The organism is Rhodanobacter sp. FW104-R8 (assembly GCF_001617365.1).
Taxonomy (GTDB): domain Bacteria; phylum Pseudomonadota; class Gammaproteobacteria; order Xanthomonadales; family Rhodanobacteraceae; genus Rhodanobacter.
Genome location: NZ_LVJR01000005.1, coordinates 31,621 through 51,088, shown reverse-complemented (window position 1 = coordinate 51,088; position 19,468 = coordinate 31,621). Strand labels below are relative to the sequence as shown.

23 protein-coding genes and 1 other RNA gene are annotated in these 19,468 nt (G+C 69.4%); 9 read left to right on the top strand and 15 right to left on the bottom strand.

From position 1 onward, the window contains the following. Positions 1-2: 2 nt before the first annotated feature. The 5 genes from RHOFW104R8_RS00845 to RHOFW104R8_RS00825 all read right to left on the bottom strand — a co-directional run bounded on the left by RHOFW104R8_RS00845 (position 3) and on the right by RHOFW104R8_RS00825 (position 1,957). A complete protein-coding gene (locus RHOFW104R8_RS00845) occupies positions 3-440 on the bottom strand; it encodes an EVE domain-containing protein (RefSeq protein WP_201028688.1) in 438 nt (145 codons plus the stop codon). 11 nt (positions 441-451) lie between these two features. Then, entirely contained in the window at positions 452-1,072 is a 621-nt protein-coding gene (locus tag RHOFW104R8_RS00840; RefSeq protein WP_068092536.1) for a 5-formyltetrahydrofolate cyclo-ligase, read from the bottom strand. A 67-nt stretch (positions 1,073-1,139) separates the two neighbouring features. Further along, a non-coding RNA gene (gene ssrS, locus RHOFW104R8_RS00835) (6S RNA) lies at positions 1,140-1,326 on the bottom strand. A gap of 74 nt (positions 1,327-1,400) precedes the next feature. Then, positions 1,401-1,709: a cell division protein ZapA gene (locus RHOFW104R8_RS00830; protein ID WP_068092540.1), complete on the bottom strand. Its 309-nt coding sequence runs from the start codon at positions 1,707-1,709 to the stop codon at positions 1,401-1,403. 8 nt (positions 1,710-1,717) lie between these two features. Then, entirely contained in the window at positions 1,718-1,957 is a 240-nt protein-coding gene (locus RHOFW104R8_RS00825; protein ID WP_068092543.1) for a TIGR02449 family protein, read from the bottom strand. A 98-nt stretch (positions 1,958-2,055) separates the two neighbouring features. Between RHOFW104R8_RS00825 and RHOFW104R8_RS00820 the strand changes: the two genes are divergently transcribed. Then, positions 2,056-2,619, top strand: coding sequence for a UPF0149 family protein (locus tag RHOFW104R8_RS00820; RefSeq protein ID WP_068092546.1), 564 nt, complete (start codon positions 2,056-2,058; stop codon positions 2,617-2,619). Next, entirely contained in the window at positions 2,616-3,956 is a 1,341-nt protein-coding gene (locus tag RHOFW104R8_RS00815; protein ID WP_068092706.1) for an aminopeptidase P N-terminal domain-containing protein, read from the top strand. Before RHOFW104R8_RS00820 ends, RHOFW104R8_RS00815 begins: the two co-directional genes overlap by 4 nt. Positions 3,957-3,966: 10 nt before the next feature. Here the strand turns inward: RHOFW104R8_RS00815 and cydX are convergent, their stop codons facing one another. The 10 genes from cydX to rph all read right to left on the bottom strand — a co-directional run bounded on the left by cydX (position 3,967) and on the right by rph (position 14,144). Next, entirely contained in the window at positions 3,967-4,107 is a 141-nt protein-coding gene (gene cydX / locus RHOFW104R8_RS00810; protein WP_063089446.1) for a cytochrome bd-I oxidase subunit CydX, read from the bottom strand. 119 nt (positions 4,108-4,226) lie between these two features. After that, complete coding sequence (cydB, locus tag RHOFW104R8_RS00805; protein ID WP_068092548.1) at positions 4,227-5,357, bottom strand: cytochrome d ubiquinol oxidase subunit II; 1,131 nt, start codon at positions 5,355-5,357, stop codon at positions 4,227-4,229. Positions 5,358-5,367: 10 nt separating this feature from the next. Then, a complete protein-coding gene (locus RHOFW104R8_RS00800) occupies positions 5,368-6,939 on the bottom strand; it encodes a cytochrome ubiquinol oxidase subunit I (RefSeq protein WP_068092550.1) in 1,572 nt (523 codons plus the stop codon). Beyond that, complete coding sequence (cydP, locus tag RHOFW104R8_RS00795; protein ID WP_068092552.1) at positions 6,936-7,166, bottom strand: cytochrome oxidase putative small subunit CydP; 231 nt, start codon at positions 7,164-7,166, stop codon at positions 6,936-6,938. Before cydP ends, RHOFW104R8_RS00800 begins: the two co-directional genes overlap by 4 nt. A gap of 208 nt (positions 7,167-7,374) precedes the next feature. Next, a complete protein-coding gene (gene pepQ, locus RHOFW104R8_RS00790; RefSeq protein ID WP_068092559.1) occupies positions 7,375-8,691 on the bottom strand; it encodes a Xaa-Pro dipeptidase in 1,317 nt (438 codons plus the stop codon). 176 nt (positions 8,692-8,867) lie between these two features. Continuing rightward, positions 8,868-9,218, bottom strand: coding sequence for a PilZ domain-containing protein (locus RHOFW104R8_RS00785; protein WP_068092561.1), 351 nt, complete (start codon positions 9,216-9,218; stop codon positions 8,868-8,870). Continuing rightward, positions 9,215-11,506, bottom strand: a complete 2,292-nt coding sequence (locus RHOFW104R8_RS00780; RefSeq protein WP_068092564.1) for a DUF1631 family protein — start codon at positions 11,504-11,506, stop codon at positions 9,215-9,217. The genes RHOFW104R8_RS00785 and RHOFW104R8_RS00780 overlap by 4 nt, the downstream gene beginning before the upstream one ends. A gap of 90 nt (positions 11,507-11,596) precedes the next feature. Beyond that, positions 11,597-12,793 (bottom strand): radical SAM family heme chaperone HemW, encoded by a 1,197-nt coding sequence (gene hemW, locus RHOFW104R8_RS00775; RefSeq protein ID WP_068092567.1) that lies wholly within the window; start codon positions 12,791-12,793, stop codon positions 11,597-11,599. Continuing rightward, the gene (gene rdgB / locus RHOFW104R8_RS00770; RefSeq protein ID WP_068092710.1) at positions 12,790-13,389 is read right to left on the bottom strand and encodes an RdgB/HAM1 family non-canonical purine NTP pyrophosphatase; all 600 of its coding nucleotides are present in this window, start codon (positions 13,387-13,389) and stop codon (positions 12,790-12,792) included. The genes hemW and rdgB overlap by 4 nt, the downstream gene beginning before the upstream one ends. A 26-nt stretch (positions 13,390-13,415) precedes the next feature. Then, on the bottom strand, positions 13,416-14,144 hold the full coding sequence (rph, locus tag RHOFW104R8_RS00765; protein WP_068092572.1) for a ribonuclease PH: 729 nt from the start codon (positions 14,142-14,144) through the stop codon (positions 13,416-13,418). 92 nt (positions 14,145-14,236) lie between these two features. On the opposite strand from rph, the gene RHOFW104R8_RS00760 reads away from it, so the two are divergent. The 7 genes from RHOFW104R8_RS00760 (at position 14,237) to RHOFW104R8_RS00730 (ending at position 19,420) form a co-directional block, all read left to right on the top strand. Continuing rightward, positions 14,237-15,094, top strand: a complete 858-nt coding sequence (locus tag RHOFW104R8_RS00760) for a YicC/YloC family endoribonuclease (RefSeq protein WP_068092577.1) — start codon at positions 14,237-14,239, stop codon at positions 15,092-15,094. 81 nt (positions 15,095-15,175) lie between these two features. After that, on the top strand, positions 15,176-15,805 hold the full coding sequence (gene gmk, locus RHOFW104R8_RS00755) for a guanylate kinase (RefSeq protein ID WP_068092580.1): 630 nt from the start codon (positions 15,176-15,178) through the stop codon (positions 15,803-15,805). Positions 15,806-15,883: 78 nt separating this feature from the next. After that, on the top strand, positions 15,884-16,720 hold the full coding sequence (locus tag RHOFW104R8_RS00750; RefSeq protein WP_068092584.1) for an ABC transporter ATP-binding protein: 837 nt from the start codon (positions 15,884-15,886) through the stop codon (positions 16,718-16,720). Continuing rightward, positions 16,717-17,493, top strand: coding sequence for a lipid asymmetry maintenance ABC transporter permease subunit MlaE (gene mlaE / locus RHOFW104R8_RS00745; RefSeq protein ID WP_068092586.1), 777 nt, complete (start codon positions 16,717-16,719; stop codon positions 17,491-17,493). Before RHOFW104R8_RS00750 ends, mlaE begins: the two co-directional genes overlap by 4 nt. A gap of 48 nt (positions 17,494-17,541) precedes the next feature. Continuing rightward, positions 17,542-18,393: an outer membrane lipid asymmetry maintenance protein MlaD gene (gene mlaD / locus RHOFW104R8_RS00740; protein WP_068092588.1), complete on the top strand. Its 852-nt coding sequence runs from the start codon at positions 17,542-17,544 to the stop codon at positions 18,391-18,393. A 50-nt stretch (positions 18,394-18,443) separates the two neighbouring features. Beyond that, positions 18,444-19,115 (top strand): phospholipid-binding protein MlaC, encoded by a 672-nt coding sequence (locus RHOFW104R8_RS00735; protein WP_068092590.1) that lies wholly within the window; start codon positions 18,444-18,446, stop codon positions 19,113-19,115. Continuing rightward, positions 19,112-19,420 (top strand): lipid asymmetry maintenance protein MlaB, encoded by a 309-nt coding sequence (locus tag RHOFW104R8_RS00730; protein ID WP_068092593.1) that lies wholly within the window; start codon positions 19,112-19,114, stop codon positions 19,418-19,420. Before RHOFW104R8_RS00735 ends, RHOFW104R8_RS00730 begins: the two co-directional genes overlap by 4 nt. The last annotated feature ends 48 nt before the right edge of the window (positions 19,421-19,468 follow it).

The window sequence follows — 19,468 nt, the reverse complement described above, 5'->3', positions numbered from 1 at the left end:
GCTCATTCCAGCGCCAGGATGTACTTCCAGTGGGCGGCATCGACCGGCATCACCGACAGCCGGTTGCCCTTGCGCAGCAGCGGCATCTCGGCCAGCGCGGGATCGTTCTTCAGTTCGTCCAGGCTGATCGTGCGCTTGAGTTTCTTCACGAACTTCACGTCGACCAGCATCCAGCGCGGGTTGTCGCGCGAGCTGCCCGGGTCGAAATACTTGCTCTTCGGGTCGAACTGGCTGGGATCGGGGTAGGCGTCCGTGGCCACCTCGGCGATGCCGACGATGCCGGGCACGGCGCAGTTGGAGTGGTAGAAGAACACCTTGTCGCCAGGACGCATGCCGTCGCGCATGAAGTTGCGCGCCTGGTAGTTGCGCACGCCGTCCCAGGCTTCCCGCTTCTTGCGCTTCAGGTCGTCGATCGAGAACGCGTCCGGTTCGGACTTCATCAGCCAGTGGTTCACGCGGCGGTCTCCGGATGGGGGGCGGGCGCGTGGCAGTCGATCAGTTCGCGCTCGGTGGCGATGAAGTCGAGCGGGACGTCCCAGTGCTCCTCGTCAACCTCGGGCAATTCCTGGAACGCGTAGCCGATGCCGACCAGCAGCGGTTCGGTCGGGCGCACCTGCTCGTTGAGGAAGGCGAAGCTGCGGTCGTAGTAGCCGCCGCCGTGGCCGAGACGGTTGCCGCGGCGGTCGAAGCCCAGCAGCGGCACCAATACCAGGTCGAGCTGGAACGGCTCCAGCAGTTCGGTCGGCGCGACCGGCTCGGGGATGCCGTAGCGGTTCGGCTGCACCGCGTCGCCGGACTGCCAGGGCGCGAAGCGCAGGTGCTTGTTCTGGCCGATCACCGGCAGCAGGAACTGCTGGCCGCGACCAGCCAGCGGCGCGATCGCCAGGTTCAGCGGCAGCTCGCCGTGGCTGGCCCAGTAGCCGGCCACGCGCGTGTCGGTGAGGTACTCGGGCAACTGCTCGAGGCTGCGGCGCAGGCCCTGGGCGGCGGCGATGCGCTCGGTCGGCGGCAGGGCGCGGCGTTGATCGGCCAGGCGCTGGCGAAGCTCGCGTCGTCGGGCGAGGGCGTCCACGTTTCGCGCAGCTCCGTCGTGGTGCGCCCCGTTCGTCACGTGACGAACGGGGCGGCGGGAAGAGGTGGCGTCAACCGCGATGCCGCTGCCCACCGAACGACCTTGATCCACGATGGATCAGGTGGGAGGACTACATGGCCTCAAGGCTTTCCGCGCGCGGCGGACATGCACAACAGCCGATGTGAAGCCGACCCGGGGCCGTATTTAGGAACAAGGCAAATGTAAGAGTGTGCTGGCGCACATCGCAGAAAACGCCGTGGACGATTTTAGGCGCTTGTTCCGGAATGTGCCACTGCCGACGCCGGCCGGGTTCATGCGGGCGCAGCGGTCAGCGCCGGGTCGGCTCGCCGTCGAGCGCGGCATCAAGTTTGCTTCGCAGCGCGGCGAGGCCGTCGCTGAGGCGGCGTTCCTGGTTGTCGTGCTGCTTGCGCAGGCTGAGGAATTCGTGCGCCACGCTGATCGCGGTGAGCACCGCCAGCCGCTCGAAACTCGGCGCCTTCGCGTTCGCGCGCAGCTCGCGCATCTTGCGGTCGAGGAAGCCGGCGGCCTCGAGCAGCCCCTCGCGCTCTTCCGGCGCGCAGGCGATCAGGAATTCTCGGTCGATCAGTCGCAGCGCGACCGGTTCACTGCTGGACATGGTTTCTATCAGCCGTTGCTTTCAAGCGATTTGAGCCGCTGGATCATCGCCTCGACGCGGCTGCGTGCCTGTTCGTTGCGTGCCAGCAGGCCGGCGCGTTCGCCGGACAACTGTTCCTGGCTTTGGCGCAGGCTGCGATTTTCCTCGGTGAGACGACGCACCGTGTCGAGCAGCCGGTCAAGCTGCTGCGCCAGGGCGGCCAACTCTTGATGGACCGGATCGGTCTGGACGGACTCGGGCGTGCTCATGTCCAAAACTATAACAGGACGCCAGCGGAAATCAGCCGGGTCGGTGACGGGGTCGGTGCTGCATTAAACTGGCGGCCATTTCCTGATGGAGCAACGCCATGACGGCACCGGGGCTGGTGGGCCACGACGACATCGACGCGCTGGCCGGGCGCCTGCGCCTGGGCACCACGGCCAGCGAATTGCACGGCTCGCTGTGCGGCTACCTGGCCGGCGGCGGCTCGCTGCGCGGCACCACGGTGCTGGCCGCGTTGCAGCTCGACGGCGAGGCGACCGACGCCAGCGCGGATGACCTGGCCCTGCTGGACCGGCTGGCGCGGCAGAGCGAAACCGAGCTGGCCGATCCCGAGCTGGGCTTCGAGCCGTTGCTGCCGGAGGACGACCGTCCGCTGGCCGAACGCGTCGAGGCGATGGTCGACTGGTGCCGCGGCTTCCTCGGCGGTTTCGGCCTGGCCGGCACCGCGGCGCACGCGCAACTGTCGGACGAGGCGCAGGAAGTGCTGCGCGACCTCGGCACGGTGGCCGGCTCGTCGTTCGATTTCGGCGACGAGGCGGAGGACGAGGATGCGCTGATCGAGGTGCAGGAGTTCGTGCGCGTCGCCGCGATGCTGCTGTACACCGAATGCGCGGCGCCCGACCCGTCCGGCAGCGGCAGCGTGCATTGATCCCCCTTGCCTCGAAGCTGGCCGCGCTGGCGATCGGGCCGGACGAGTTCGCGCGGCGCCGCCGCCAGCTGATGCAGATGGCCGGCGAGGACGCCGTGGTGCTGGTCGCCGCCGCCCCCGAGCGCATGCGCAACGCCGACGCTGCATGGCCGTACCGGCAGGATTCGGATTTCCATTACCTGGCCGGTTTTCCCGAATCCGACGCGGTGCTGGCGCTGCTGCCGGGGCGCCGCCATGGCGAGGCGGTGCTGTTCTGCCGCGAACATGATCCGGCGCGCGAGCGTTGGCACGGCCCGTCGATCGGCACCGAACAGGCGGTGGCCGGCTACGGCATGGACGATGCGTTCCCGATCGAGGACATCGACGACATCCTGCCCGGCATGATCGAGGGCCGCGGCCGCGTGTACTGCCATTTCGGCCGCGAGCCGGATTTCGACGCGCGCCTGCTCGGCTGGATGCGCCGCCTGCGCCAGCTGCGCGGCGGCGGCGTGGTGCCGAAGGAATTCGTGGCGCTCGGCCACCTGCTGCACGACCTGCGCCTGTACAAGTCGCGCGCCGAGCTGAAGCTGATGCGCGCCTCCGCCGCGATCGCGGCAGACGCGCACCTGGCCGCCATGCAGATCGCCACGCCGGACCGCCACGAGTACGAGGTGGAGGCCGAGCTGCTGCGGGTGGTGCGCGGCAGCGGCGCGGTGCCGGCGTTTCCGCCGATCGTCGCCGGCGGCGCGAACGCTTGCGTGATGCATTATCAGAGCAACCGCGCGGCGCTGCGCGACGGCGAGCTGCTGCTGATCGATGCCGGCGCCGAACTGGACTGCTACGCATCCGACATCAGCCGCACGTTCCCGGTCAACGGCCGCTACAGCCGCGAGCAGCGCGCGTTGTACGAAGTGGTGCTGGCCGCCCAGCTGGCGGCGATCGACGAGGTGCGGCCGGGGCGGCCGTTCGGCGCCGCGCACACGGCGGCGGTGCGCGTGCTGGCCGAAGGCCTGTGCGAGCTGGGCCTGCTCAAGGGCAAGGCCGACGCGGCGATCGCCGACGGCAGCTACCAGCGCTATTTCCCGGCCAAGACCGGCCACTGGCTGGGGCTGGACGTGCACGACGTCGGCGACTACCGGGTCGACGGCGAATCGCGCCTGCTCGAGCCGGACATGGTGCTGACGGTGGAGCCGGGCCTGTACGTGCCGCCGGACGACCGCTCGGTGGCCGAGCGCTGGCGCGGCATCGGCATCCGCATCGAGGACGACGTGGCGGTGACCCGCGACGGCAACGAGGTGCTGACCGCCGCCGTGCCGAAGGAGGCCGAGGCGATCGAGGCGTTGCTGGCCGGACGCTAGGTCAGCGGCGCTAGGTCAGTTCGTCCGGCAGTTCGGAATCCTCGCGCAGTCGGTTCGCCTCGTCGGCGGCGTGCACCTCGTACCACATCGCATTGAGGATCGCGAAGGCGCAGGCCAGGCCCAGCCCGAGGATCCATGAGAAATACCACATGTCTGCTTACCTCGTATGCGCGTAAAACGCCGCGTGTCCCGTAGGAACGCACCCTGTGCGCGATGCTCTTCGCGCAATGAACATCAGGGCATCGCGCACGGGGTGCGCTCCTACAACATTCAATAACCGCCGTGCGCCTTGCGCACCTGCTCCAGCGTGATCCGCCCGCGCATCACCCGGTACACCCAGCCGGTGTAGAGGATCACGACCGGCAGCAGCGCGAGGGTGACCACCAGCATCAGTCGCAGCGTGCCGTGGCTCGACGAGGCGTCCCACACGGTGAGGCTGGAGCGCGGATCGAGGCTGGACGGCAGCAGGAACGGGAACAGCGCGAAGCCGGCCGAGGCGATCGTGCCGCCCACCATCAGGCTGCTCGCGATGAAGCCGGCCACGCTGCGCCGGCCGACCAGCGCCTGCACGCCGACCGCCGCGGCCAGCGCCAGCAGCGGCGCGGCCCAGAACCACGGGTACTGCATGTAGCCGGCAAACCAGCTGCCGCCCACCGCGACCTGCTTGTACAGCGGATTGGACACGCCCGCGGTTGCCGCCGGGCCGCTGATCGCGTAGCCGGGGATGCCCCAGGCCAGCCACACGCCGGCCAGCACGTACAGCACGGCAAACGCCAGCGTCGTCCAGCGCGCGATCGCCACCGCGCGCGCGGCGATCGCGTGATCGGCCTTCAGCGCGGCGAAGCAGGCGCCGTGCGCCAGCAGCATGCCCAGCGAGACCAGCCCGCACAGCAGCGCGAACGGGTGCAGCAGGTCGAGGAAGCCGCCGTGCCAGCCCATGCGCAGGTCGTCGTCGAAGCGGAACGGCAGGCCCAGGAACAGGTTGCCGAACGCGACGCCGGCCACCAGCATCACCACCAGCCCGGAGCCGGTCAGCACCCAGTCCCACAGCGAGGCCCAGCGCGGATCGTGGATCTTGCCGCGGAAGTTGAAGCCGACCGGGCGCAGGATCAGCGCCAGCAGCACCAGCGCGATCGCCAGGTACATGCCGGAGAACGCCACCGCGTAGAGCATCGGCCATGCCGCGAAGGTGGCGCCGGCCGCCAGGATGAACCACACCTGGTTGCCCTCCCAGGTCGGCTCGATGCCTTCCAGCAGCACCTGCCGTTCCTCGTTGTCGCGGCCGAGCACTTTCAACAGGCCGGCGACGCCGAAGTCGAAGCCGTCCATGATCGCGAAACCGATCAGCAGCGTGCCGAGCAGGGCCCACCAGATCACCCGCAGCGTGGCGTAGTCGAGCATGGTGGTCTCCTCAGGGCCGGTCGGAGGGGATGGCGGCGATCGCCGGCGGCCAGATGCCCAGCCCGTCCGGCCCCTTGCGCGCGAACTTCAGCATCAGCACCACGTCGACCACCGCCAGCGCGGTGTAGAACAGCACGAAGCCGCCGAGCGAGGTGAGGATCTGGCCCGTGCTCACCGCCGACACGCCCAGCGCGGTGGGCAGCACGCCCTCGATCGCCCACGGCTGGCGGCCGTACTCGGCCACGATCCAGCCCAGTTCGATGGCGAGCCACGGCAGCGGCAGGCTCCACAGCGCCAGGCGCAGGTACCAGCGCTGGCTGTCCAGCGTGCGCGTGCTGGCCTTCCAGAACGAGAACGCGAACAGCGCGATGAAATAGAAACCGCAGGCCACCATGATGCGGAACGCCCAGAACAGCACCGGCACGTTCGGGATGGTGCTGTCGGCGGCCTTCTGGATGTCCGCCGGCGTGGCCCGGCGCGGATCGTCGACGTACTGCTTCAGCAGCAGCGCGTAGCCGAGGTCCCGGTCGTGGGCGGCCAGGGTGGCCTTCGCCTGCGCGTCGTCCTTGTCCCGGCGCAGCATCAGCATCGCGTCGTAGGCCTGGATGCCGTTGCCGATCCGTCCCTTCGCATCGTCCACCAGTTCGTTGATGCCCGGCATCGTCCGGTCGAGCGAGCGGGTGCCGATCAGCCCCATCACCCACGGGATCTTCAGCGCGTAATGGGTGGTGCGCCGCGCCACGTCGGGCAGGCCGAACAGGGTGAACGGGGCCGGCGCCGGCTCGGTCTCCCACATCGCCTCGATCGAGGCCATCTTCATCTTCTGGTTCAGCGACACGCTGTAGCCGGACTCGTCGCCCAGCACCACCACCGACAGCGCCGCCGCCAGCCCGAAGCTGGCCGCCACCGTCATCGAGCGCCGGGCGAAATCGATATTGCGCCCGCGCAGCAGGTACCACGCGCTGATCGACAGCACGAACATCGAGCCCAGCACGTAGCCGGCGCTCACCGTGTGCACGAACTTGTCCTGCGCCACCGGGTTGAACAGCACCGCGGAGAACGAGGTCACCTCCATGCGCATGGTCTGCGGGTTGAACGCGGCGCCGACCGGGTTCTGCATCCACGCGTTGGCGATCAGGATCCACAGCGCCGACAGGCTGGTGCCCAGCGCCAGGAACCAGGTCACCAGCAGGTGCTTGATGCGCGAGATGCGCTCCCAGCCCATGAAGAACACGCCGACCAGGGTGGCCTCCAGGAAGAACGCCATCAGCCCCTCGATCGCCAGCGGCGCGCCGAAGATGTCGCCCACGTAGTGCGAGTAGTACGCCCAGTTCATGCCGAACTGGAATTCCATGGTCACCCCGGTGGCCACGCCCATCGCGAAGTTGATGCCGAACAGCACGCCCCAGAACTGCACCATGCGCTTCCACACCTCGCGCCCGGTCATCACGTAGACGCTCTCCATGATGGCGAGGATCCACACCAGGCCCAGCGTCAGCGGCACGAACAGGAAGTGGTACAGCGCGGTCAGCGCGAACTGCAGGCGCGACAGCGTGACGACATCGGCGTCGATGATGATCATGGGCGGGCTTCCGGCGACGCGGGAACGGCGGGGGCCAGCCGCTGCGCTATGGCGCCCGGGCTGGTGTCGGGTTTCGCCTGCGGCGCGAACACCACCCACCAGATCAGGGTGAGCGCCGCGATCTTCAGCGCGATGATGCTGAACAGTTCGAGCGTCAGCCGCCGCAACGGGCGTGGCGGCGGTGCGGGGGTTTCGGGCGGAGCGCTGGAAATATCGGGGCCGGACATGCGACGGATCCGTGCATTGCCTGCCCGTCAGCATACGCCGTGCGGATGTGGGCGCAGCGTGGACGAATGTCGCAGCGGCGGCTCGCCGGGTTCGTGCGAGGCGGCCTCGGCCACGATGGCTCTTCGCTCCGTACCAGCAACGAAGCGAAAAGGGCATCGCGACTGAAGTCGCTCTCGCAAAAGTTGCCGAGTGCGGCTCCGGTGCGGCTCAAGTCAGCGCGAACGCGTCGCGCGTGAGGTTTTCCGGCGCGCCGTCGGTGCACACCACGTCGTCCTCGATGCGGATGCCGCCGTACTGGCGGAACGCGTCGACCTTTGCCCAGTCGATGTCGGCGGCGACCGGCTTGTCGCGCAGTTCGGCCAGCAGCATGTCGATGAAGTACAGGCCGGGCTCGATCGTCACCGCCATCCCCGGTTCCAGCACGCGGGTCATGCGCAGGTAGGGGTGGCCGTCCGGGCGCGCGATGCTGCCGCCGCGCTCGCTCTGCTGGAAGCCGGCGACGTCGTGCACCTGCAGGCCGATCGGGTGGCCGAGGCCGTGGGGGAAGAACGCCGAGGTAACGCCGGAAGCCACCGCGCTCTCCGCGCTCATGCGGACGAAACCGTGCTCGCGCAGCACGCCGGCCAGCACGTGGTGGGCGTGGATGTGCAGCTCGGGGTAGCTCTGCCCGGCACGCACCTTCGCCACGTAGCCGAGCTGCGCCGTTTCCATGCTATCGATCAAGGCCTGAAACTCGCGCGACTGCGGCGATGCATGGGTGCGGGTGATGTCGCTGGCGTAGCCGGCGGCGCTGGCGCCGGCGTCGATCAGGAACGAGCGGCTCTTCGCCGGCGGCGTGCGGTCGAAGTTCGTGTAGTGCAGCACCGCGCCGTGCTCGTTCAAGGCCACGATGCTGGCGTAGGGCAGTTCGGCGTCGATCTGCCTTGCCGCGGCGAGGTAGGCCAGGTGGATGCCGAGCTCGCTCTCGCCGGCGCGGAATGCGGCCTCGGCGGCGCGGTGCGCGCGGGCGCCGATGCGGCTGGCTTCGCGCATCAGCGCCAGTTCGTACGGGGTCTTGTACGAGCGGTACCAATGCAGATAGTCAAGTACCTGCTGCGGGTTGTTGATTTCCACGCCGTCGATGCCGGGGCAGGCTGGCGCGATTACCGCTCGCTTGCCGCCCGGCAGTTGCGCGACGGCTTCCGCCGCGCTGCGCACGATGACGATGTCGAAGTGCTCGACCCAGTAGCCGTGCGGCGCTTCCGGCACCACGTGCCAGTAGTCGCGCGGCTGCACGAACACCAGCTTCGGCTTCGCCCCCGGGGTGTAGGCGATCCAGCTGCCCGGCGTGTCGGTCAGCGGCAGCCAGTGCCTGAAGTGCGGGCTTGCGACGAACGGGCAATCCTGGTCGTCGAGGAACTTGCGCAGCGGCGCGCCGGCGGCGACCAGCAGATGGTCGAAACCGCCCAGCGCCAGAGCCTTGTCGGCGCGTTCGCGCAGGATGGCCAGGTGGTGCGGGTACAGCGAGGCGGGTTGGTCGTGCATGGTGACTCCTCGGCGGCGGGCCATCCTGTTGCCGGGTCGCATGCGCCTGTCGCGGCCGCTGGGGCCGCATGCGCGCAGGGCCGGTACAGCCCGTGGTGAACTGGGGAAGGGGAAGCAGGCGCCCATGATGGCGCGTACGTGCGGCGGCCGCCAGCGGGCAGCGCGCCGGCGCGGGGTCAGTCCTGCGCCAGCCAGCTCTCGATCCGGGCGGCGTCGGCGTCGGTGATCGCCACGATGCGGTAGCCGGCCCAGACCTGTCCTGAACTGGCGGCGGACTCGTGCCACTGTTCCTGGATGCCGACTTCGATCGGCTGCGACTGGGCCAGCATCCGCTCCGAACCGGGCAGCGTCATGCTGACCTGGTACAGCGCTTCGCTGCGCGGCGCCTGCGCGCCGATCAGCAGCATGCCGGTGCTGGAGAGGTTGCCCAGGTGGCCGATCGGCAGGCCACTGATCGCGTCGGTGACGATGGCGTTGACGGTGGTGCGCTTGCGCTCGGCGCGGCGCTGGTTGAAGGCGTCGTTCATCGGCGCGGGAGCTCCGTCGGGGCAGGAGGGCGCCGGGTGGCGGGCGGCTGGCGCAGGCTGCCGGTGAGGCTGCGCCAGGCGCGGTCGAGCAGGCTCTCCGACTGCGCGGGCACCTCGCAGGCGCGGCCGCTGGCCACTTCATGGGCCAGTTGGGCCAGGGTCATCTCCTCGCCGCGCTGGCCGCGCCGGCTGACCAGCAGGCAGCGCCCGGACATCGGCGAATGCCAGGCCAGCTTGCGCCGGGCGATCTGCCCGGTGACCGGGTCGACGAACTCGAACCAGCTGCCGAACGGCAGCTCGCGCAGGTGCTGTTCGATGCGCTGCTCGCGCGGGTCGGCCGCCGCGGCCGCCGGTGCTGCGCCCGCGGCGGCGGCGGCGACCGGCTCATGCCCGGCTTGCTGCTCGCCCAGCCGCTGGTGCTGCTTCAGGCGCAGCGCAAGATCCGTGGCGCTGGGCAGTTCCGCGGTAGGGTCGGGCTTGCCCGCGCCGAGCAGCCGCTGCGCCACCTGGACCGCTTCCTCGGCGTGCATGCCGATCTGCTGCAGGCCGGACTCCACGTCCACCTGCAGCCGCAGGCGGTCACCCGTCGGCAGGCGGCCGAGCAACTGGTCGGTGATCGCCAGTTGTGCGCGAAACGCCTCGCTGTCCTCGCCGTGCCGCAACAGGGTCAGCGCCAGCACGTCGGACCAGGCGCGATCGAGCAGGGCGCGCAGCAGGCCGCGCGGCGGCGACTGCGCGAAGCGTTCGGCCATCAGTTCGCCGGCGCGGTGGCGAGCCTGGTCCAGCCGCTCGCGCCCCTGCGCCGCCTCCACGTGGCGCCGTTCGGCGGCCTGTGCCTTGCGCGTGAGCAGGGCCAGGTGATGCTCGATGTCGGCCAGCAGCGTGGTGTACAGGCCCGCGCTGGGCGGCTCCCGGCTGGCGCGGGCCACCAGTTGCTCGAGCTTGGTCGCCAGCGGCCGGTTGCTCTCGTCGTCGCTGCCGTCGAGCCAGTCGTTCGCCGCGGCGGTCACGGTGTCGAGCAGCCGGCGCGCCGGATGTTCGCGTTGCTCGAAAAAGCCGCGGTCGGTCACCGCCATGCGCAGCACCGGCAGTTGCAGGTCGCCGAGCAATTGGTGGGCATTGCCGCCCTGCTGCAGTTGCTGGCCGAGCTGCTCGAACAGCCGCGCGACCAGTTCCACCTTGTCGCCCTGCTCGTCGCTCAACCGGGTGCGCGGCGCGTCGCCGGGTTTGCCGAAGTTGAGCTGGGCCAGCAGTTCCTCGCGCAGCCGCGCCGCGCTGCGCAGTTCGCGGCCGGCCTGGTCGGTGACCTGGGCCAGGTGCTGCTGCAGCGCGCCCAGCGCGGATTGCAGTTCCTGCTCGCTGGCGGCGCGGCCGGCCGCCGGGCCGCTGACGCCGCTCTGGCCGGCGCGTTGCCGCGCCAGCAGGTCGCGCAGGGATTCCAGCACCTCGATCGGGGCGCCGTGGCTGCCGGCCGAACCGGCGCCCGGCACCGTGCCGGTACTGCCGGTTGCCGGCTCGCCGGCGGCCTCAGCGCGGCCGGCGACCGGGCGCGTCCGCTTGCCGAGGTGCCGCGGGATCGGAATGCTGCGCAGTTGCGGCAGGATGCCGTCGCCCTGCAGGTGGGCGTTGATGGTGTCGTACAGCGGCGCCAGCGCCTGGATCACCCACTGGTCGAAATGCTGCAGCAGCAGCAGCTGGTGCTTCAGCGGCAGTTCCAGTTCGGCGCCGGCTTCGCTGCAGGCCTGCGCCAGCGCGTGCGGTCCCAGCGGCAGCGCCTGGCTTTCCAGCGGCGGCGCGCCGACCAGTACCGCCAGCCGGTGGCCCAGTTCGTACAGCACGCTGCTGTGGCGCACTTCGCCACGGGCGCCCAGTTGCTCCAGGGTCATCGACACTTCCTGCTCGCCGGGGTCGACCAGGGCCAGTGCCTGCCACGGTTTCACGCCGGTGGCGGCCGCGGCCGGCGCGGTCCTGACGCTGTCGATCCCGTTGAACTCGCCGGCGAGGCTTTCCATGAAACGCTGCACGAAGGTGGTGCGGCCCTGCAGCAGGCGTTGCCGGCTGGCAAAGCAAGTCTGTTGCTCGCCGTCGTGGTGAGCTCGCTCGGCCAGCGCAAAAAGCTGCTTTTCGAATTCGCCCAGGCAACGGCGCAGCGGCTCCTGCAACCCCTCCATGCAGAGGCGGTAGCTGGCTTCCAGCAGGCGCTGCGCCCGCGCCGGCCAGCGCGCGTTCCCAATGCGTCCGCCCTGCTGCGGCGCAGACGATTGACGCCGATCGTGCCCGACATCCATGCATCAACCTGTGAATTCCCCCGGTGCGGCAAGTCTATGCCGGTTGCCGTGGCTATGCCATCCGGGTGCCGGGTGGCCGGGACGCGGCTTTCAGTCCAGAAAAACGCCGATCACATCGTTGAGGAATCGCTGGCCCAGCGCGGTGGTGTGCAGGCGTTGCGGATCGTCGTGCAGCCAGCCGCGGCGGCGCGCCGCCGCCAGCGCGGCGGCGATGCGTTCCGGCGGCAGCCCGGTACGTTCGGCAAACGCGGCCATCGGCACGCCATCGACCAGGCGCAGTGCGTTGAGCATGTACTCGAACGGCAATTCGTCCGCGCCGACCACGTGGTCGCCGCCGATCCGGGCGGGGCCGCCGTTCGCTTCCAGGTAGGCGCGCGGGTGGCGGCTCTTCCAGCGACGGTGCACCTGGCCGCTGGCCGCGTCGCTGAGCTTGCCGTGCGCACCGGCGCCGATGCCGAGGTAGTCGCCGAACTGCCAGTAGTTGAGGTTGTGCACGCAGCGCCGGCCCGGTTGCGCGTACGCGGAAATCTCGTACTGGCCGTAGCCGGCGGCGGCAAGGCGCGCCTCGCAGGCTTCCTGCATCGCCCAGGCATGGTCGTCGTCGGGCAGCGGCGGCGGGTTGGCGGCGAACGCGGTGTTCGGCTCCAGCGTCAGCTGGTAGTGCGAGATGTGGGTGGGCGCCAGCGCGACGGCGCGCTCCACGTCGGCCAGCGCACCGTCCAGGTTCTGCTGCGGCAGCGCGTACATCAGGTCGAGGTTGATGTTTTCGTAGCCGGCATCCTGCGCCGATTTCACCGCCGCCTCGGCCTCGCCGGCCGAGTGGATGCGGCCGAGCCGGCGCAGCTTGTCGTCGTCGAAGCTCTGCACGCCGAACGAGATGCGGTTGACACCGGCGGCCAGGTAGCCGTCGAAGCGGCCGTGCTCGACCGTGCCGGGGTTGGTCTCCAGGGTGATCTCGGCGTCGTCGGCCAGCGGCAGCCGCTCGCGCACGCCGTCGAGCAGGCGCGCGATCAGCTCCGGCGCGAACAGGCTCGGCGTGCCGCCACCGAAGAACACGCTGATTAAGGGCCGGCTGCTTACAGGCCGGCTGATCCCCGGGCGGCCTTCCAGCGCGGCGGCGAAATCGGCGCGGTCGGCGTCGAGGTCGGCCAGCAGGTGGTCGATGTAGGCGGCGTAGGGCGGCGGCTCGCTGCGCAGGCCGTGCGAGTTGAAGTCGCAGTACGGGCACTTCTTCACGCACCACGGCATGTGGATGTACAGCGACAGCGGCGGCGCGGTCAGGCTCATGGGCGGCGTTCGGCCAGCCTCGCGTGCAGCTGCATCAGCGCCTGGCCGCGGTGGCTGAGGCGATTCTTCAGCGTCGGTTCGAGTTCGGCCGCGCTGAGCGTCTGGCCGCGCGGCAGGAACAGCGGGTCGTAGCCGAAACCCTTCTCGCCGCGCGGCGCGTCGAGCACACGGCCGTGCCAGCGGCCTTCGGCGATCAGCGGGGCCGGGTCGTCGGCATCCTGCAGCAACGCCAGCGTGCAGATGAAGAACGCGCCGCGCTGCGCCGCCGGCACGCCGTCCAGCGTGTGCAGCAATTTCAAGTTGTTCGCCGCGCTGTCGCCGTGACCACCGGCGTAGCGCGCCGAATACAGGCCGGGCGCGCCGTGCAGGTGTTCCACGCACAGCCCGGAGTCGTCGGCCAGCGCGGGCAGGCCGCTGGCGCGGGCGGCGTGGCGCGCCTTGAGCAGCGCGTTCTCGACGAAGCTGAGGCCGGTTTCCTCGGCGTCCGCGATGCCCAGGCTCGATTGCGCAACTACCTCGAATCCGCAGTCGGCGAGCAGCGCGTTGAACTCCGCGAGCTTGCCGCGGTTGCTGCTGGCCAGGACTACGCGTTGCATCATCTGCCGATTCCCGATTCCCGGCCTTACAGCGCCAGCGCCGTGCGCTGCGCCGCAACCAGCTCGCCGATGCCTTTCTCGGCCAGCGCCAGCAGCGCGTCCATCTCGTTGCGGCGGAACGCGTGGCCTTCGGCGGTGCCCTGCACCTCGATGAAGCCGCCGCCGTCGTTCATCACCACGTTCATGTCGGTGTCGCAGTCGGAGTCCTCGGCGTAGTCGAGGTCGAGCACCGGCACGCCCTTGTAGATGCCCACGGAGACCGCGGCGACCGCACCCACCACCGGGTTGCGCTTGAGGTTCTCGCGCTTCATCAGCAGGTTCACTGCGTCGACCAGGGCCACGTAGGCGCCGGTGATCGCTGCGGTGCGGGTGCCGCCGTCGGCCTGCAGCACGTCGCAGTCCAACGTGACCACGCGCTCGCCCAGCGCCTGGCGGTTGACGCAGGCACGCAGGCTGCGGCCGATCAGCCGCTGGATTTCCATGGTGCGCCCGCCCTGGCCGCCGCGGGTGGCCTCGCGCTGGGTGCGCGTGTTGGTGGCGCGCGGCAGCATGCCGTATTCGGCGGTGACCCAGCCCTCGCCCTTGCCGCGCAGCCAGGCCGGTGCGCGATCCTCGATGCTGGCGGTGCACAGCACGCGGGTGTCGCCGAAGCTCACCAGCACCGAGCCCTCGGCGTGGCGGGTGTAGTGGCGTTCGATGCTGACGCTGCGCAGCTGGTCGCTGGCGCGGCCACTGGGGCGGGTGACGGAATTCATGGGGCGGGTCCTGGGGTCGCTTGGCCGGATTGGGCAAGGCGGGACGGGAGAGTTTACCATTGCGCCCTTGTCCCCACCTCCGGAAGGCGCCGATGATCCGCAGCATGACGGCTTACGCCAGTGCCGAAACCACCGGCCCCGCCGGTACGCTCAGTTGCGAGCTGCGTACGGTCAACCACCGCTATCTCGAACTGAGCCCGCGGCTGCCGGACGAGTTGCGCAGCCTCGAGCCGCAGTTGCGCGAGCGCGTGGCGGCAAAGCTGTCGCGCGGCAAGCTCGATCTGACCGTGCGCCGCAGCGACTCGCGCAGCGAAACGCTGCAGGTCAACAATGCGCTTTTGTCGCGGTTGTCCGAGCTGTCGCTGGACATGGAAGCGCGTTTCCCGAGGATGCGCGTGGAGTTCACCGAGTTGCTGCGCTTCCCCGGCGTGCTGCAGCAGGCCGAGACCGACCCGGAAGCGCAGCAGGCCGCGCTGTTCGAGGTGCTCGACCGCGCACTGGACGCGCTCACCGCCACCCGCGAGCGCGAGGGCGAGAAGCTGGGTGGGATCCTGCGCGACAAGCTGGATGCGATCGAACGCGTGGTGGCCGACGTGCGCGGCTGGATGCCGGAGATCCGCGCCGCGCTGCGCACCCGGCTGGAAACGCGGCTGGCCGAGCTGAAGCAGCCCGTCGAGCCGGGGCGGCTGGAACAGGAGCTGGTGCTGCAGATCACCCGTACCGACGTGGACGAGGAGCTGGACCGGCTCAGCACCCACATCGGCGAGACGCGCCGCGTGCTGGGGCTGACGGAGCCGGTCGGCCGCCGGCTGGATTTCCTGATGCAGGAGTTCAATCGCGAGGCGAACACGCTGGGCTCGAAGTCGGTCGACGCGCGCAGCACCAACGCGGCGGTCGAGCTGAAGGTGCTGATCGAGCAGATGCGCGAGCAGGTGCAGAACATCGAATGACCTGGAATCCACGCGAGCCCCGGCCCCTCTCCCCACCCCTCTCCCCGTTGGGGAGAGGGAGCGAACCCGCTGCGCATCATCATGAATATTGAAGCGGGCACCCTGTTCGTGGTCGCGGCGCCTTCCGGTGCCGGCAAGTCCACCCTGGTCAACGCGCTGCTCGAGCGCGACGGCACGATCTCGCTGTCGGTGTCGCACACCACGCGGCCGCCGCGGCCGGGCGAGCAGTACGGGCGGCATTACTACTTCCTCGAGCGCGCGGAGTTCGAGCGCGAGGTCGCCGAGGGCATCTTTCTGGAACATGCCGAGGTGCACGGCAATTTGTATGGCACCTCGCGCACCACGGTGCAGGAACTGCTTGGGCAGGGCCGCGACGTGCTGCTGGAGATCGACTGGCAGGGCGCGCGGCAGATCCGCCGCAGCATGCCCGACTGTGTCAGCGTGTTCATCCTGCCGCCGTCGCGGGCGGAACTCGAGCGGCGCCTGCGCGGTCGTGGTTCGGACAGCGCCGAGGTGATCGAGCGCCGGTTGCGCAATTCGCGCGGCGAGATCGCCCACGCGCACGAGTTCGACTACATCCTGGTCAACGACGTGTTCGACGAGGCGCTGGCCGGGCTGCAGGCGATCGTGCGGGCGGTGCGCCTGCGCAGCGCGCTGCAGTGGCGGCGACACGAGGCGCTCATCGCCGAGCTGCTGGCCGCCGGGGCCTGAGAGCCCGTTCCCTCCGTCACATGGTCTTCGAACCGCGCTTCCGCTACCTTGTCCTCCTCCCCATCGTTTCTGCCGCCCATGACCCAACCCGTTCGCGCCACGCCTGACGACGCCACCCTGGTGCGGGTCCGTGGGCTGACCACGGTGCTCGGCGGCAAGACCATCTTCGACGCGCTGGATCTCGACATCCCGCGCGGCAAGATCACCTCGATCATGGGCCCCAGCGGCACCGGCAAGACCACGCTCCTCAAGCACATCACCGGGCAGATGCGCGCCGACGCCGGCAGCATCCACGTCGACGGCCAGGATGTCGCCGGCCTGTCGCGCGAGCAGCTGTACAAGCTGCGCGAAGGCGTGGGTTACCTGTTCCAGAATTCCGCGCTGCTGACCGACTTCGACGTGTTCGAGAACGTGGCCTTTCCGCTGCGCCAGCACACGAAGCTGCCGGAAGTGCTGATCCGCGACCTGGTGCTGATGAAGCTACAGGCGGTGGGCCTGCGCGGCGCGGCGCGGCTGATGCCGAACGAGCTTTCCGGCGGCATGGCGCGGCGGGTGGCGCTGGCGCGGGCGATCGTGTTCGATCCGCAGCTGATCCTGTACGACGAGCCCTTCGTGGGGCTCGATCCGGTGGCGCTGAACCAGGTGTTGAAGCTGATCCTGACGCTGAACCAGACGCTCGGCATCACCAGCGTGCTGGTATCGCACGAGCTGGCCGCGGTGCAGCAGATCGCCGACCACGTGATCCTGCTGGCCAAGGGCAAGGTGGTGGCGCAGGGCGATCCGAAGACCATCGCCGACGACGGCTCGCCGTGGACGCGGCAGTTCTTCGGCGGCGAGGCGGACGGGCCGATCCCGTTCCGCTATCCGGCCGGCGACTACGCCGCCGAACTGGGTTTTGCCGGAGCGGCGAAATGAACGTACGCGCGCCGCAACCCAACAACGTGGTGAGCCAGTCGCTGGCGCAGATCGGCAACTGCGGACTGTTCCTGTTGACCCTGCTGGCGGCGATCCCGCGCAGCTTCCGCTATGTGCGCGAGACGATCCGCCAGCTGTGGTTCGTCGGTGCGATGAGCCTCACCATCATCATGGTCTGCGGCCTGTTCGTCGGCATGGTGCTGATGCTGCAGCTGTACCACGTGCTGTCGATCTTCGGCGGCACCTCGGCCAGCGGCATGGTGGTGGCGCTGTCGGTGTACCGCGAGCTGGGGCCGGTGGTCACCGCGCTGCTGTTTGCCGGCCGCGCCGGCACCGCGGTCACCGCCGAGATCGGCCTGATGCGCGCCACCGACCAGATCGACGCGATGGAGATGATGGCGGTGGACCCGATCGCCTACGTGGCCACGCCACGCTTCCTCGCCGGGCTGATCGCGATGCCGCTGCTGTGCTGCGTGTTCTGCGCCATGGCGATCTTCGGCGGCCACCTGGTCGGCGTGACCTGGCTGGGCGTGGACAACGGCACGTTCTGGTCGAACATGACGGCGCAGGTCGACGTGCACACCGACATCGTCAACGGCGTGCTGTTGAAGAGTCTGGCATTCGGCGCGGTGGTGTCGCTGATCGCGGTGTTCCAGGGCTTCACCACGCCGCCGACCAGCGAAGGCGTGGCCTACGCCACCACCCGTACCGTGGTCGCCTCGTCGATCGCGATCCTGGCGCTGGACTTCGTCCTCACCGCGTTTCTCATGTGAATGTGCTGATGTGACCGCCATGACCCATCGTTTTCCGAGGATTCTGCCGTGAGCCAACCGAGAAGTTCCTACGCCGTCGGTACCGGCCTGTTCATCGTGCTCGGCTTCGCCGCACTGGCCTACCTGGCCACCCAGACCAGCTCGGTGGCGAACGTGCACCAGGGCGACAGCTACGTCGTCGATGCGCAGTTCACCAACATCGGCCAGCTGAAGGAGCGCGCACCGGTGAAGATCGCCGGCGTACGGGTCGGCCAGGTGCAGTCGATCACGCTGAGGGCGGATCACGACGTGGCCGACGTGAAGCTGTCGATCGACAAGGGCTACGACCACATCCCGCTCGACTCGGTGGCCACGATCTTCACCAGCGGCCTGCTCGGCGACCAGTACGTGGGCATCGAGTACGGCAGCTCGAAGCAAGCGGTGGCCGCCGGCGGCACGCTGGCGCGAACCAAGTCCACGCAGCCGCTGGAGGAGATGCTGGGCAAGTTCTTCGGCGCCGGCGGCGTGGTCGACAATGTCGGCGGCAGCTACGCGGTGAAGGCGGGCTTCTCCAACGTGGGCACGCTCTCGGCCGGTGCGCCGGTGAAGATGGCCGGCGTGGTGATCGGCAGCGTGCAGTCGGTACACGCCGATCCGGTCAAGCTGAACGCCCAGGTGGTGCTGTCGATCGACAAGCGCTACAACGCGATCCCCGACGATTCGTCCGCCGCGGTGTTCACCAGCGGTTTGATCGGCAGCCAGTATGTTGCGATCCAGCCGGGCGGTTCCCCCGAGATGCTCAAGGACGGTGACGAGATGATCCTCACCCAGTCCGCAATGCAACTGGAGGACCTGATCGGCAAGTTCCTGGTCAATGGTTCGCCCAGCGACAAGAAAGACGCCGGCAACGGCAGCAAATAGCCCGCCATCCCCACCGGCTCGCCGAGCCGGTTCCGCTGAAGGAGTTACCCATGTTGCGCAGACTGGCTCTTGCCACCGCCATCGCGTTCGGCAGCGTCATCGCCGCCCCGGTTCTTGCCCAGGCAGCCACGGCGGCGCCCGCCGCCGCGCGGGCACCGGTGCAGGTCGTGCAAGGCATCGCCGACCAGCTGGCTTCGGCGATCGAGGGGCATCGCGACGAGCTGAAGAAAAACCAGGAAAAACTGATCAGCGTGATCGACGAGGCGTTCCTGCCGCACTTCGACGTCGACTATGCCTCGATCCTGGTGCTCGGCCAGCATGCCCGCGAAACCACCCCGGAGCAGCGCGAGCGCTTCGCCCACGCGTTCTACAACTCGATCACCCACCGCTATGCCGAGGGCCTGCTCAACTACACCCGCGGCCGGGTCAAGGTGCTGCCGTTCAACGGCGACCTCAACGACAAGCGCACCGTGGTGCGCACCCAGGTGGTGCTGGACGACGGCAAGCTGGTATCGGTCGACTACGCGTTCCGCAAGAGCCGCAGCGGCGACTGGAAGGCCTACGACGTGATCATCGAGGGCATCTCCTACGTCACCAACTACCGCAACCAGGTGGACGCGGAAATCCGCAAGGCCGGCATCGAGAAGCTGATCACGAACCTGGAAACCCAGGGCTCGAAGGCGCTGGAGACGATGGACAAGGACAGCAAGAGCGCGTCATGACGGACCAGGCCGCGCGGGGGTTCCAGCTCGATACCGCCACGCCCGCCACCTTGGGCGTGGGCGGCGAGCTGAGTTTCGACACGGCCGCCGCCGCGCTGCAGGCGATCCAGTCCGCACTGGCGGACGGCTCGGCGTCGCGGCTGGACCTGGCCGGCGTGCTCCGCAGCGACAGTGCGGGGCTCGCCTGCATCCTGGCGGTCATGGCCGGGGCCGCCCGGCGCGGACGGCCCTTGCAGGTCGTCCACATGCCGGCCGGCATGCAGGCGCTGGCGCAGGTCTGCGAGGTCGACCGCCTGATCGCCTGACCCGTGCGGGCGGCAACGGCGGGTACGAAAAAGGGGCCACAGGCCCCT